Below are 14,023 nucleotides of genomic sequence, written 5' to 3'. Positions count from 1 at the left end.
TCTTGTATGCATTTTTTGTATTATCATCCCGTCAGCCGCTCATGTCACAATGATACGCGGAGTTATTATGACATATCGGTAGTTAGCGTTTTATTTCATCTTGCCTGAATGAGAACCTTTCACTGTCAATGCAAGATATGGAGTGGTACTCGACGGTGATTATGCCTGAGGGGCCCATGGGACAACGGTTCACCCCTGTTGGATCCGGCGGTGTTGGCGCGGGCGGGGGTTTGGCGGGAAGCCCCTCAGCCTTTACCGACTATAGCATCATTTTTCGGTAAAAATGTGTCTCTGACAGCCGTAATCCCGCGATTTCCGACGGCGATCGGGCGAAAGGGTCGCCACCTGCTACGGTGGACGGAGTTTTTCTTATTGATGCGAGCCCCCTCGCCTGCTAAGCTATAATATGGAAATTGTACGCTAGTGATATTCGTTCGTAGCCGATACGTCAAAAGGGGGAGTTCATATGCGGAGATACCTGATTGTCGGCCTGCTGGTTTGTCTGGCCCTGACCGCCCTGGGCGCCGAGAAGACGTCGGTGGCCTTCCTGGGCCTCGAAGCCTCCGGGGTCAGCGAGGCCTCGGCCGCGGGCATTGCCGACACCCTGCTCGACGCCCTGATCAACACCAAGCGCTTCGAGATCGTCGAGCGCGAGCGCCTGGCCGGCCTGATGGAGGAGCAGGGCCTGGCGCTCTCCGGCTGTACCACCACCGAGTGCTTCGTCCAGTTGGGCCAGTTGGCCGGGGCCTCCAAGGTCGTCGTCGGCAAGGTCTCCAAGGTCGGCACGACCTACACGGTCAACGTCCGCGTCGTCGACGTTTACCTGGGCAAGGTCGAGCTGAGCGAGGCCTCCGAGTCAGCGAGTCTCGACGATCTACTGGAAGCCGCGCGCCAGATGGCCGAGCGCCTGGCCGCCAACATCCCGGTCATCGGGACGGTTGTCGACGTGGAGGGCGACAACATCAAGATCGACCTGGGCAGCCAGGAGGGCACCGATGTGGGCGACGAGGTGACCATCTACCGCCTGGGCGAAGAATACTACCACCCGGAGACGGGCCTGTTCCTGGGGCGCGACATCGAGGAGCTGGCCAGCGCCGAGGTCTCCTCGGTCATCGCCGACGAGCTCTCCGAGGCCCGGGTGACCCAGTACTACACCCCGGTGACCATGCTGACCGTGGGCGACAAGGTCCGCGTCGGCGCCGAACCCGACGAGCACGAAACCACCACGACGACGACCACCACCAGCCGACCCAGCGGCGGCGGCGACTTCGGCCTCTACGTCGGCGGACTGTTCGGCGTCTCGATCAACGGCGCCTACGACGGCATCGAGCCCGACGGCTGGACCGAGGGATTGCACATCGGCGGCCGCCTGGGCTTCAACTACTTCTTCTCCAAGGCCTTCGGCGCCGGGCTCTACCTCTCGCTGCAGACCTACACCGACGAGTTCGACTACGCCGGCTACTACCCGGCCACCAACACCTGGCTGGAGCTGCTGGTCGGTCCGGGCTTCAAGTTCAACATCCTGACCAAGGGCACGGTGCGGCCCTACGTCGCCGCCGGTCTGGGCTACGCCCTGACCAACCTGACGATGGATCGCGAGGACGATTACGCCTACTACACCTTCGAGTGCAGCGGCGGCAGCTTCGGCGCCGATCTGACCGTGGGGGCCGATTTCTGCTTCGGCGGCGGCTTCGGCGTCGGCGTGGGCGCCCTGCTGCACTACAACGCCACCAGCGAGGTGGAGTACGACGGCGGGACCGCCGAGCTGGAGGAATCGCCGGTGTCCGTCGGCGGTGTCGTCGATCTGGTGTTTACATTCTAGGGCGCCACGGGTTACCCAACCGCCAAGCAGCCGCTCGACGAAGACAGAACCGGATAAACGACGGGGGGCCGCGGCCCCCCGTTTCTCCAGCCCCCGGCGTTGACAGGCGGGAACTGGTCGGGTAGGCTGGTCATCACGGATGACCGACCAACGCAAAATCCTCTGCTACCTGCCCTACGCCTCCGTCGGCGGCAGCCACCGCAGCCTGCTGGGCTTCCTCGAGGGCCTGCTGCCGGAGTGGGAGGCCGTGGCGGCCTACGGCCAGCGCGACGCGGCCTTCCTCGAGCTCTACGGCTCGCGGGGCGTGCGCTGCGAGCCCGTGGTGGTGCCCTCCTACACCGAGATCCGCGGCCTGGGCAATCCGCTCAAGCTCCTCCTGGCCCTGCTGCGCAGCGTACTGAAACTGCGCCGTCTGCTGCGGCGCGAGCGTCCGGACCTGCTGTACAGCGAGACGATGAAGGGCCGGCTGGCCGCCGCCCTGGCCGCCGTCGGTCTGCCGGTCAAGGTGCTGGGCTACGTCCGCGACTGGCGCAGCGTCGGACCGGTCAACCGCCTGGCCTTCCAGCTCAGCGACGCCTTCGTGGTCATCAGCCGGGCGGTGCTGGAACGCTGCTTCCCCCGGGGACGGCGGCGTCCCGACAAGACTTTCCTCATCTACAACGGCGTCGATCCGGCGCGCTTCGCCCCCCGCCCCCCCGCTCCGGCCCTGCGCCGGAGCCTGGGGCTCGAGGATTGCCGAGTGGTGGTCTTCTGCGGCCGGATCGTGCCCTGGAAGCGCCCGGACCTGGTCTTGCGCGCCGCGGCCGAGTTGCGGCGCCGGGGCCTGGACGACGTCAAGCTCCTCGTCGTCGGCGAGCTGCAGGAGGACATCCACCCCGGCAGCAGCGCCGATTTCGCCGCCGTCGTCGCCGAGACCGGCCTGGCCGACGGGCTGGTCCGCACCGGCTTCGTTGCCGACGTCCGGCCCTACCTCGGCCTGGCCGACGCCGTGGCCGTACCCAGCGACTTCGAGCCCTTCGGCCGGATCGTCATCGAGTCCCTGGCCCTGGAGCGCCCCGTCGTCGGCGCGGCCGCCGGCGGCATCCCGGAGATCATCACCGACGGCGTCGACGGCCTGCTGGTCCCGCCGGGGGACCACCTCCGCCTGGCCGACGCCCTGGAGCGCTTGCTGCGGGAGCCGCAAAGGGCCCGGCGCCTGGCGGCCCGCGGGCGGCGGACCGTGCTGCGGCGCTTCACCCTGGCGCGCAACCAGCGCAAGCTGCGCGTCCTGGTGCGGCGCCTGGTGGAGGGCTGAACAACACCCGGCCGCGGGGCCAGGTTTGCAATTGCGCCGTCGCGGCGGCGCCGGTTCCGCTACAAACGGCTCAGAAATCGCCGTCGAGGGAGATCACCTTCTCGCGCTCGTAGAAGACGGCCCCCGGCGCGCCCCGCCGGTGGCGGACGTAGCGCCGCTCGGTGTAGACGATCGGCACGTGGCTCGAGGTGCGCATCTTGGAGTGGCGCAGGGCGGTGCGGGCGGCGCGCTCGATGACCGCCGGCGGCAGTTGGGCCTCGCGCCGGGGTCGCTTGACGATCACGTGGGCCCCGGGACCCTGCTGGACGTGGAACCACACGTCGCCGGGACGGGCCAGCTTGAAGGTGACGAACTCGTTGCTCTTGCCGTCGCGGCCCCAGTAGAGCTCGAAACCGCCGGGCAGTCTGCGGTGGCCGACCTTGGCCGGCAGGTCGCCCCGGCCCCTGTCGTCACCTTCTGCGCCGTCGCACCAGCGGCGGTAGACTTCGGCGGCCCGCTCGAGGGGCGCGTCGGCTTCCAGGGCGGCGGCGGCCTCTGCATAGTCGCGCTCCAGTTTGGCGGCCCGCCGCTCCAGCTTGGCGGCGTAATCCCGAGCCCGTCGGTAGCGCTTGGCGCGCTCGAACAGCTCCTGGGCGTTGGCCAGCCAGCTCTTGTCCGGATCCAACTCGACGACGCCGCCGTCGGGCAACTCGAACTCCGCCGTCGCCGGGGCCTTGACGTTGGGCCGGGCCAGCAGCAACTGCCCCGCCGTCTGGAGCTCGTCGGCGTTCTCGGCCTTGTCGACGGCGGCGACGGCGTCGGCGCGCAGCTTGCGCTTGCGCCCGGCCAGGCGCTCCAGCACGTCGCCCAGGGCGGCCGTCAACCGCTCGCGCCGCACCCGGCGCTCGTGCTCGGCCACTACGGCGGCTTCGTCCTCCCGGGTCGCCGGTCGGCCGGCGCCGAGACCCGTCAGCGGCAGGCAGGAGAGGACGCCGGGCTCGGCGTAGATGCGCACCGCGCCCCGTTCAGCCAACAGGGCGTCCCCGGCGGCGGCCAGGCGGTCCAGGGTCTCGTCGTCGAGCTCGCCGAAGGCGACGTCGCCCGACAGTCCGAGACGGCGGAACAGCTCCTCGACGGCGCGGAAGGAGAAGCCGTCGACCCGGGCGACCAGCTCGCCGGCCAGGGAGCGTTTACGCCGGGGCTCGAACTCCCCGGACCGCCGCCGCCGCAGGAACTCACCCAGACCGTCCACGCCGCCGGGCGGCGCCTTGAACGGCTCGCCGTAGCGCACGCCGGGACGCCAGGAACGGAAGACCTCGCCGTCGCGGCGCAGCACCAGATTGGCCCGCCGCCCCGTCAGCATGAAGGTCGCCGTGGTCCGGCGGGGCTCGCCGAGTTCATCGCTGCCATCGAGTACGAAATCGACCAGGCGGTCCCGGCCGTGCTGCCGCACCGTGCTGATGCGATCCCCACAGAGCAGGCGCTTGAGATAGGCCAGCTCGCCGGCCCGTCGGCGGCTCTGGGGCTTGCTCCGCCGCAGGCGGACATCCTCCCAAAGGAACAGTCCGGCGTAGCGCCCCGGAACGGCGAAGACCAACTCCCGTTCCTCCCGCCCGTTGGCCAGGCCGATCACCAGGGCCTCGCCGTCGCGCAGGTCGTTCTCCAGGGCCTTGTTGGTCCGGCGGTCGACGGCGTCGAGCTGAACGACGTCGAGCAGCCGGGCGCCGCTGAGAAAGGGGCGCCAGGCCTCAAGGTAGGCTCCGAGGGTCAGTCCGTCGTACATGGTCGTCCTTGGGCGGGGCGGGGGAAGGCCCATTCTAACACAGCGCGTCGGGGCGGATTCACCCGGCGAGGGCCGCGCAGCGGTGAGATAATCACCCCGGAGCGGCGAAAAACGCAAGGGCAAAACGGCGCCGACGGCCGTGAGCCGCCTGCGGCAGCCGAGACTCAACGCTTCGGCACGGTTCTTGCTGGACTGTATGCTTCTGTGGAAGGACCGCCGTCGTGGCGGACTCGAGGGCCTTGACCGAGGAAGAGGAACCGCCGTCGAGCCGACAGTCAGGAGAGAGATGACCTTCAAGGAATACTGGCGCAAGACCTTCCGCCTGGTGCTGTTCGGGGTGCTGGTCAGCCTCTGCTTTACGGTCTTTTATTATCTGTTCTCCCCGGCCGTTCCCGGCGGCTCGATCCATCCCCAGACCCTGGGCAACAACGGTTTCACCCGGGCTGCCTTCATCATCGGCGCGGCGACGCTGATCCCCCTCATCGGCGCCGTCTGCGCCCTGGTAATCGGAGCGCTGGTCACCGGGCTGTCAGCGATCTTCAGCAAGGTCGACGACGAGGTCTGGGAAAGGATCGGCCTGACGGTCGTCGCCGCCTGCAACGCCGTCGTGCTGGCTCTGCCCACCTACGCCTTCATGTACGGTTCGGCGAAGACCTGGGTAGTCCTGGGCGCAGGCTTGATCATCGGGACGGGGCTGCTCATGCTGGCCTGGAAGAAAGAGCGGATAGAGAAACCGGCCCGGCGGATTGCCGGCGCGCTGCTGGGTCTGCTGCTGTTGACCTACCTCGGCTTCTTCTATCTGGGGCTGGGCCGGATGGCTTACAGCGAGCCCGCCAAAGAAACCCCGGGACCCAATATCCTGGTCATCATCGCCGATGCTCAACGGGCCGATTGGGCCTCGGTTTACGGCGGACCCGCACCGACTCCCAACCTGGAGCGCCTGGCCGAACGGGGGGTCTGCTTCGAGCGTTGCTACTCGCCCTGCAACTGGACCCTGCCATCGGTCAGCAGTCTGTTCACCGGGATGGAACCAGCGGTGCATCAGGTGACTTGGACGGCACCGCAGGCCGGCCTGCCGACCCTGCAGGGCCGGCTGCGCGAACGAGGCTACACCACCTGGGGCCTGTTCTGCAACGATAACATCACCCAGTGGAGCGGCCACTACCAGGGCTTCAACGACTACGTCAACTACAAGTACCACTCCACCGCCAACCTGGGGAGCATGGACGTCCTGGGCGCCATCCACTGCAACCTGCACGATATTTTCTATATGAGGATAATCGGACGCTTGAGTCTGTCCGTCGCCGAACTCAATCTGCAGCATCTCAAGCGGGTACCCAACGAACTGGCCATAGAGCTGGCCGGCGAGCTGCCGCCCGCGGGCGGCGTCTTCGCCTACGTGCATCTGTTCGATCCCCATGAACCCTACGCCCCGCCGGCGCGGTTCATTCCCCCCAACGACTACGAGGGCCCCTACGAAACGGGAACCAGCATCTTCACCAGTCACGGTACTCAATGGTGTTCGGCGGAGGTCACCGCCGCGGAGCAGGAGCAGATCCGGCGGCTCTACCGCGGGGAGATCAGCTACGAGGACTGGGTGCTGGGCCGGATGCTCGAGGAACTGGAACGCAGCGGCGCCGCGGCCAACACCGTAGTCTTCTACGGCGCCGATCACGGCGAGGCCTTCTGGGAACACGGCTGCCTGGGCCATTCTTCCAGCACCTACAACGAGCAGATCCATGTCCCGCTGGTCGTCTACTGGCCCGGCAGGCTGGAGGGCGGACTGCGCCGGGCCGATCCGGTCTCGCTCAGCGACATCTACCCCACGGTGCTCGAGGGCCTGGGCGTCGACTACGAACGGCGGGCCACCCTGGCGCACCCCCTCTGGGAAGAACCCGCCGGCGAGCGCCTGGTTTACGCCCACAAGCTCGGCTACCACGGCGCCGTAATCAGCGCGGAGGCCACCCTGGTCCTCGGCTTGAATAACGGGGTGGAGCGGCTCTACCTGGCCGAGGACCAGGCGCAGCTCAACGAGGTCGGCGACACCTATCCGGCCCTGCGCGACAGCCTGAGACGCGCCTGGGAGGACTACCTGGAGCGCTGCACCGAGCTGGGGCTGCGTCACAACCCCCATTATCACGCCGCCGACACCGAACTGGAGCAGGCTCAGCTCGAACGGCTGCGCAGCATCGGCTATCTACAGTAACCTGGAGGAATGGATGGTCCCGCGAACCAAGCTCGAACATGAACTTCCCTCCGCCGGCGCTCGGGGTTTCTTCCGCCGGACCCTGCGCTTGTTCCTGTTCGGGGTTCTGGTCAGTTACTGTTTCACCGTCTTCTACTACCTGCTGCGCTGGATCAATCCCACCCCGGCCGTATATGCGCACAGCCTGGGTTCGGAGGGCTTCCACAGCCTGTTGTTCTATACCGGGATCCTGACCTGGATGCCGCTGATCGGCGCCCTGGCGGCCCTGTTCATCGGCGCCCTGTACAGCGGCGGCGTCGCGCTCGTAAAGAAGCTCCGCCGCGGCGACAGCTTGAACGCCGACAGGCTGGACTTCATCGGCCTGGTCGTCATCGCCGCGGTCAACGGCGGCGTGCTGGCCCTGCCCCATTACAGCTACGCCTACCGGGCTCCCTTTTCCCTGGTGGTCCTGGCCGGTGGACTGCTGATCGGCGCGGCGGCGGTCTTCATTGCGCGCCGCTGGCCGCGGATCGAACTCTGGGCCCGCCGGATCGCCGGCGGCTTGCTCGGCCTGGCCGTGCTGCTCTACCTCGTCCTCTACCTCTTCGGTCTGGGGTACCAGGCCTACCCGCCCCCGCCGGAGGAATCGCCGGGCCCCAACATCCTGGTGATCGTCTCCGACGCGCACCGGGCCGATTACTGCTCCCTCTACGACGGGCCGGCGCCGACGCCCAACCTAGAACGCCTGGCAGAGCGCGGCGTCAGCTTCGAACGCTGTTACGCCCCCTGCAACTGGACCCTGCCCTCGATCAGCAGCCTGTTCACCGGCCTGGAGCCGGCGGTGCACCGGGTCGGCTTGCAGAAAAACCTCGCCCCGCTGGTCTCCCTGCAGGAACTCCTCGCCGCGAACGGCTACACCACCTGGGCCCTGCATTCCAACGAGGTGGTCAACCATCGCACCGGACACTACCGCCGCTTCGACACCTACAGCAACTGGTCCTACCTCAACATCCCCACCTTCGGCATCCAGTACAACATCATGGGCTACGACGGCCCCCTGTATCTGGCGTTTGTCCAGATGGCGATGCATATGCTCTTCGATCTGGATCTGCAGCACATCAAGGCCGTGGCCAACGAAACCGCCGTGGAGCTGGCCGGCGAGCTGCCGCCGGAGGGCGGCGTCTACGCCTACGTTCACCTGTTCGACCCCCACTATCCCTTCGCCCCGCCGCCGGAACTGATTCCGGACAATGATTACCACGGCCCTCTCGAGGAGTACTCCGGTCTGCACTACGTTCCGCTCCGGCTCGAGGGCGCCAAGGACGAAACCCCCCTCGAGGAGCGGCGGCAACTGCGCCGGCTCTATCAAGGGGAGATCCGCTACGCCGACCGGGTGCTGGGTGAGATGCTGGATCGGCTGGAGGCCGGCGGCGCCCTGGAGAACACCGTCGTCTTCTATACCGGTGACCACGGCGAGGCCCTCTGGGAGCACGAGGAACTCGGACACGCCACCAGCCTGTATGACGAGCAGATCCATGTGCCCCTGGTCGCCTGTTGGCCGGGTCAATTCGAGGGCGGTGATATCCGCCACGATCCGGTCTCGTTGACCGATGTCTACGCCACCATCCTGAGCGGCTTGGGTATCGATTACAACACCGAGGCCACTCTGGCCCAACCGCTGCAGGAGCCCGTCGATCCGAACCGGGTGATCTACGCCCATAACCTCGGTCACTACGGCGCCGAGGGCACGGTCATCGCCCCCCGGGGACGGCTGATCATGGACCCCCTCGATGACCCCGCGGGCTACGAACTCTACGCCGCCGACGATTACGGTCAGACCGCTGATCTGGCGGCGGAGCGACCGGAGCTGGTCGCTGAATTACTCGAGCTGTGGACCGCCTACCTCGAACGGTGTGCTAGAATCACCGAACGCTTCAACCCCTACGCTACCGAGGATATCGAAGAGCTGAGCCCGGCGCAGATCGAGCAGCTGCGGGCGATCGGCTACATGCAGTGACCACGAAGGGAGTTCGATGAGCGGAAACTCGACAACGAAAACCGCACAGACCGCCGAAACCGGGTCGACGTTCTGGCGCCGAACCCTGCGGCTGGTCCTCTTCGGCGTGCTGGTCAGCTACCTCTTCGCCCTGTTCTTCTACCTGCGCTGTCTGCTCTTCGAGCCCGGCAGCGCCATCGCCGTCGACACCCTGGGCAGCGGCGGCCAAGCTCATCTGCTGTTCTACGTCGGTGCGGCGACCTACATCCCCCTGATCGGCGCCTTCTGCGCCCTCGTCGTCGGCGTCCCGGCCGCCTGGCTGCTTCCCCTGATCGGTCGTCTGAGCGAGGGCCGACGCCGCTTCATCGGCTTCGGCTCGGTGGCTTTCGTCAACGCCGTAGTCCTGGCCCTGCCCAACTACGCCGCGCAGTACGCCCGCTGGGACACCTGGGTGACCATCCTCGGCGGGTTGCTCATCGGCGCCGCCACGCTCTGGGCGGCCCTCAAGCTGCCCCGACTGATCAAATGGTCCTCCCGGATCGCCGGCATCCTCCTCGCCGCGGCCCTGCCGGCGACGATCATCCTCTACACCACCGCCCTGGGCGGTTTCGACTACACCAGGCCCCCGGAGGACCCGCCGGGGCCCAACGTGCTGGTGATCGTCTCCGACGCCCACCGGGCCGATTACGCCTCGACCTACGGCGGCCCGGCGCCGACACCCAACCTCGACCGACTGGCCGCAAAGGGGGTGCGCTTCGAGTATTGCTACTCCCCCAGCAACTGGACCCTGCCCTCGGTCAGCAGCCTGTTCACCGGACTGGAACCGGCCGTTCACGGCGTCGGAGTGACCAAGCCTTTGCCCCCCGTCGAAACGCTCCAGGAGAAACTCAACGCCGCCGGCTACACCACCTGGGGCCTGTTCTGCAACGGGGTGATCACCACCCACTCCGGCCACTACCGGGGCTTCGACAGCTACGCCAACTGGATGTACCACACCACGGCCAAGCTGGGCAATCTCAACGTCTGGTGGCCCGACTTCAACGCCCCCCTCTACTTGGTCCTGCTCCACCGGCTGTCCCTCTGGTTGACCGAGGTCGACCTGCGGCGGCTCAAAACGATTCCCAACGAGACCGCCGTCGAGCTGGCCGGCGAACTGCCCCCGGAGGGCGGCGTCTACGCCTACGTCCACCTCTTCGACCCCCACTGCCCCTACACCCCGCCGCTGCGCTACGTTCCCGACAACGACTACTCGGGTCCCTATGAGGAATCCTCCGGTCTCAACTATGTCGGCGAACGTCGGGAGGCCGGCGTCGGCGGCGCGCCTACGGCGGAACGGGAGCAGATCCGGGCCCTGTACGCCGCCGAGGTGCGCTACGAGGACGAGATCCTGGGCCGGATGCTCGACGCCCTCGAGGCCGGCGGCGCCCTTGACAACACCATCGTCTTCTACACCGCCGACCACGGCGAGGCCCTCTGGGAGCACGAGGAAGTCGGACACGCCACCAGCGTCTACGACGAACAGATCCGTGTGCCCCTGGTTGTCCGCTGGCCGGGGGTCTTCGACGACGGTTCCGTCCGCCGATTCCCCGTCGGCCTGACCGATCTCTACCCCACCATCCTCACGGGTCTCGACCTCGAGTACGACGAGGAGGCCACCCTGGCCCGGCCCTTGCAGGACCAACCCGCCGGGGAACGTTACATCTACGCCGAGAACATCGGCTTCATGGGCCGTGAGGGCACCGTCATTGCCGACGAGGGCCGGTTGATCATCGAGAACATGGATGCCGAACCGCTGGTGGAGCTCTACCTGCCCTCGGACACCGAGCAGCGTTACAATGTCGCCGCGGTGTACCCCGAGCTGCGCGAGGAGCTGCTCGCAGCCTGGAACGCCTACCAACAGCGGTGCGGTTACCTGCTGGAGCGCTACAACCCCCACTACGCCGCCGCTCAGGCCGACGGCTTGAGCGAAGCCGAGCGCGACCAGTTGCGCTCCATCGGCTATATGCAATAAAGGACTTCGCGTGAAGATCGGTTATCTGCAGTTCGAACCCCGGCTGGGCGAGCCCGAGCTCAACCGCCGCCGACTGGCCGATTTCCTCGCCGGCCGCCAAGCCGACCTCGTCGTGCTGCCCGAGCTGGCCGTCAGCGGCTACTGCCTGGAGCCGGAGCTGCTGGCCCGTTCCGCCGAGCCCGCCGCGGGACCGACCACGGAGCTGTTGACCACCCTGGCTCGCGAAACCAGCGCCCACTACGTCTGCGGCCTGGCCGAGCGCGCCGGCGACGTTTACTACAACAGCGCCGTCCTCGTCGGTCCCGACGGTCTGGTCGACCGCTACCGCAAGCTGCACCTGTTCGGCTTCGAGGACGAGCTATTCCAGCCCGGGGACGAACCCCCACACAGCGTCAACGCCGCCGGCGCCGAGCTGGGCCTGATGATCTGCTTCGACTGGATCTATCCGGAGACCATGCGCTGCCTGGCCCTCGAGGGCGCCCGGATCGTCTGTCACCCCGCCAACCTCGTCCTGCCCCACTGCCCCCGGGCCATGCTGACCCGCTGCCTGGAGAACCGGATCTTCGCCGTGACGGCCAACCGGACGGGCTCCGAGTTCCGACGGGGCGAAAGACTGTCGTTTATCGGCTCCAGCCAGATCGTCGCCCCCGACGGCTCACTGCTGCACCGGGCGCCGGACGACCGGGAAGAGTTGTTCCTGATGGACGTTGATCCCGCCGCCGCCGCCGACAAGACCCTTTCCAGCGGCAACGACCTATTCGCTGAACGTCGGCCGAACCATTACGGCCGGATCTGTGGTGACCGCGGGGGATACCCGGCGTGATCCCCGCCCTTGTTCACCCGTCGGGGGCGCTGATCGTCCTGAACACGATGATCCTGGAATGACGACGGGGATTATCGATGGTTGTCGACTCGTTGTAGTGCGGGCGACACCTCGGATGACGATTACCAGCAAAGAGAGCCTCCCCAACCGGGGAGGCTTTTGACACCGACCGTCGCCGACCGCTGACGCTACCGGGTGAACGACTCGACGGCCAGCCAGATGTTGCGGATGCTCAGCAGGGTGATGACGGCGCCGACGATGTACAGCATCTTCAGCCGGGGGATCCGACTGACCAGCCAGGCGGCCAACGGGGCGGCGACCAGTCCACCGCCGAGGAGGCCGAGAATGATCTTCCAGTGGTCGGTGATGATCGAGGTGGTGCAGATGAAAGCGACGGCCTGGGCCAGGGTGACGAAGAACTCCGCGGTATTGACGGTGCCGACGGCGTAGCGGCCCTCGTGGCCGTTGGCCAGCAGGGTGGTGGTGACGACGGGCCCCCAACCACCGCCGCCGACGGCGTCGCAGAAACCACCGACGGCGCCCAGCACGGACAAAAATCGCCGGTCCGTGCGACGCTTCTCGTTCATCCGCCGGCGATCCTCTTCGGTTGCCCTGCGCTCCCGGATCGCCCGCACGATTATCCGGACGCCCATGGCCAATAGATACACTGAAACGATGGGCTTGATGTACTCCGCCGGCAGGTTGACCAACACATAGGCGCCGATGACGCCGCCGGCCACCCCGGTGATCACCAGGGGCCGGAGCAGCTTGGCATCGATATTCTTGAACCAGAGATGGGAGAGACCGCTGATGCCGGTCGTGCCGACCTCGGCGACGTGAACGGCAGCCGAGGCCGTCGCCGGCGGCAACCCGAGGGAAAGGAGAAAGGTGTTGGAGCTGACGCCGTAGGCCATCCCCAGGCAGCCGTCGATGAGCTGGGCGGCGAAGCCGACGAGGACGAAGGACCAGATTGATGCGGGCACAGCCGCCTCCGCTGCTATCTTGACAAAGGCGAGTGTAATACTGGACAATAAAACTGTCCAGTATTTATCGTGCTTTTCTGCGTTATAAAATAAAATTTGTGTTATATACACAGATAATGTGGTAATTATTTCTTTACCACGACCCGCAAACAGGCATAACGTGTAATTACACCCCGCCATTGCGGGGTGTATGGGTATTTATGTTCCACAATCGCGGTTGAATAAGCATTGCCAGCCAATAAGAATGCCGCCATCCTACATATCGCTCGCAAAGAGAGTTATTCAGTCCACCAATGATCGAGACGACAATCTTCCGCCAAAACGCTACCAGCTTCAGGCGAGCAAGCTCTCAAGGGACAACCAGATGGTTCGCAGGCTCATCAGGACAACCAGACCGCCGACGATGAACATCAGCGGCCGGGCCTTGAGCTTTTTGGTCAACCAGGCGGCCAGCGGGGCCGCCGCCACCCCGCCGATCAGCATGCCGACGATGATCTCCCAGTAGTCGATTCCGATCAGCAGCAGGAAGGTGACCGCCTGGGCCAGGGCGACGAAGCATTCGGCGGTGTTGACGGAGCCGACGACGTAGCGGGGCTCGTGGCCGTCGGAGAGCAGGCTGGTGGTGACGATGGGTCCCCAACCGCCGCCGCCGAGGGCGTCGAAGAAGCCGCCGAAGGCGCCCAGCAGGGGCAGCAGGGGTCGGGGCAGCGGCTCCCGCTCACTCTCTTCCTTGTAGCGCCAGGCCTTGACGAGGATGCGCCCGCCCATGATCAACAGGTAGAGTCCCACCAGGGGCTTCAGCGTCTCGGCGGGGAAGGAGGTCAGCAACATGGCGCCCAGGACGCCGCCGGCCATCCCGGTGAAGACCAGACGGTAGACGAGCTGTTTATTGACGTTGCCGTGGTAGAGATGGCTGGCCGCCGAGGCGATGCCGGTGCCGGCTTTGGCCAGGTGGACGCTGGCGCTGGCTACGTCCGGGGGCAGGCCGAGCGACAGCAGGAAGGCGTTCGAGGTTACCCCGAAGGCCATCCCCAGGCTGGTGTTGATGAACTGGGCGACAAAGCCCACCGCGATGTAGAGCCAGAAATTCTCCATACGGCCTCCGCAGGAACCGGGCCGATGTTGCGTTCGCCCACGAATAAAACAG

9 protein-coding genes are annotated in these 14,023 nt (G+C 66.4%); 6 read left to right on the top strand and 3 right to left on the bottom strand.

Annotated elements, in window-relative coordinates:
• The first annotated feature begins 466 nt into the window (after window positions 1–466).
• The gene (locus GF399_11735) at window positions 467–1,822 is read left to right on the top strand and encodes a hypothetical protein (protein MBD3400983.1); all 1,356 of its coding nucleotides are present in this window, start codon (window positions 467–469) and stop codon (window positions 1,820–1,822) included.
• Window positions 1,823–1,961: 139 nt separating this feature from the next.
• A complete protein-coding gene (locus GF399_11730; GenBank protein MBD3400982.1) occupies window positions 1,962–3,116 on the top strand; it encodes a glycosyltransferase in 1,155 nt (384 codons plus the stop codon).
• Between the two features lie 70 nt (window positions 3,117–3,186).
• Here the strand turns inward: GF399_11730 and GF399_11725 are convergent, their stop codons facing one another.
• The gene (locus tag GF399_11725) at window positions 3,187–4,878 is read right to left on the bottom strand and encodes a DUF814 domain-containing protein (protein ID MBD3400981.1); all 1,692 of its coding nucleotides are present in this window, start codon (window positions 4,876–4,878) and stop codon (window positions 3,187–3,189) included.
• Window positions 4,879–5,074: 196 nt separating this feature from the next.
• Here GF399_11725 and GF399_11720 point away from each other — a divergent pair, with 196 nt between their 5' ends.
• Genes GF399_11720 through GF399_11705 form a run of 4 tightly spaced genes read left to right on the top strand, consistent with a single transcriptional unit; the run spans window position 5,075 to window position 11,893 of the window.
• Complete coding sequence (locus tag GF399_11720; protein ID MBD3400980.1) at window positions 5,075–7,084, top strand: sulfatase-like hydrolase/transferase; 2,010 nt, start codon at window positions 5,075–5,077, stop codon at window positions 7,082–7,084.
• 13 nt (window positions 7,085–7,097) lie between these two features.
• Window positions 7,098–9,080: a sulfatase-like hydrolase/transferase gene (locus GF399_11715; GenBank protein MBD3400979.1), complete on the top strand. Its 1,983-nt coding sequence runs from the start codon at window positions 7,098–7,100 to the stop codon at window positions 9,078–9,080.
• Window positions 9,081–9,096: 16 nt separating this feature from the next.
• Window positions 9,097–11,070, top strand: a complete 1,974-nt coding sequence (locus GF399_11710) for a sulfatase-like hydrolase/transferase (GenBank protein ID MBD3400978.1) — start codon at window positions 9,097–9,099, stop codon at window positions 11,068–11,070.
• A 10-nt stretch (window positions 11,071–11,080) separates the two neighbouring features.
• Window positions 11,081–11,893 (top strand): hypothetical protein, encoded by an 813-nt coding sequence (locus tag GF399_11705; protein ID MBD3400977.1) that lies wholly within the window; start codon window positions 11,081–11,083, stop codon window positions 11,891–11,893.
• Between the two features lie 188 nt (window positions 11,894–12,081).
• Here the strand turns inward: GF399_11705 and GF399_11700 are convergent, their stop codons facing one another.
• Both GF399_11700 and GF399_11695 read right to left on the bottom strand, forming a co-directional pair.
• Window positions 12,082–12,876, bottom strand: coding sequence for a TSUP family transporter (locus tag GF399_11700; GenBank protein MBD3400976.1), 795 nt, complete (start codon window positions 12,874–12,876; stop codon window positions 12,082–12,084).
• A 333-nt stretch (window positions 12,877–13,209) separates the two neighbouring features.
• Window positions 13,210–13,971, bottom strand: a complete 762-nt coding sequence (locus GF399_11695; GenBank protein MBD3400975.1) for a TSUP family transporter — start codon at window positions 13,969–13,971, stop codon at window positions 13,210–13,212.
• Between the last annotated feature and the right edge of the window lie 52 nt (window positions 13,972–14,023).

It is taken from the genome of Candidatus Coatesbacteria bacterium (genome assembly GCA_014728225.1).
Taxonomy (GTDB): domain Bacteria; phylum RBG-13-66-14; class RBG-13-66-14; order RBG-13-66-14; family RBG-13-66-14; genus WJLX01.
This window is presented reverse-complemented; position numbering and strand designations above follow the sequence as displayed.

Coding starts and splice junctions, on each gene's coding strand:
- GF399_11735 (MBD3400983.1), top strand. CDS start 467: ATGCGGAGATACCTGATTGTCGGCCTGCTGGTTTGTCTGGCCCTGACC.
- GF399_11730 (MBD3400982.1), top strand. CDS start 1,962: ATGACCGACCAACGCAAAATCCTCTGCTACCTGCCCTACGCCTCCGTC.
- GF399_11725 (MBD3400981.1), bottom strand. CDS start 4,878: ATGTACGACGGACTGACCCTCGGAGCCTACCTTGAGGCCTGGCGCCCC.
- GF399_11720 (MBD3400980.1), top strand. CDS start 5,075: ATGCTTCTGTGGAAGGACCGCCGTCGTGGCGGACTCGAGGGCCTTGAC.
- GF399_11715 (MBD3400979.1), top strand. CDS start 7,098: ATGGTCCCGCGAACCAAGCTCGAACATGAACTTCCCTCCGCCGGCGCT.
- GF399_11710 (MBD3400978.1), top strand. CDS start 9,097: ATGAGCGGAAACTCGACAACGAAAACCGCACAGACCGCCGAAACCGGG.
- GF399_11695 (MBD3400975.1), bottom strand. CDS start 13,971: ATGGAGAATTTCTGGCTCTACATCGCGGTGGGCTTTGTCGCCCAGTTC.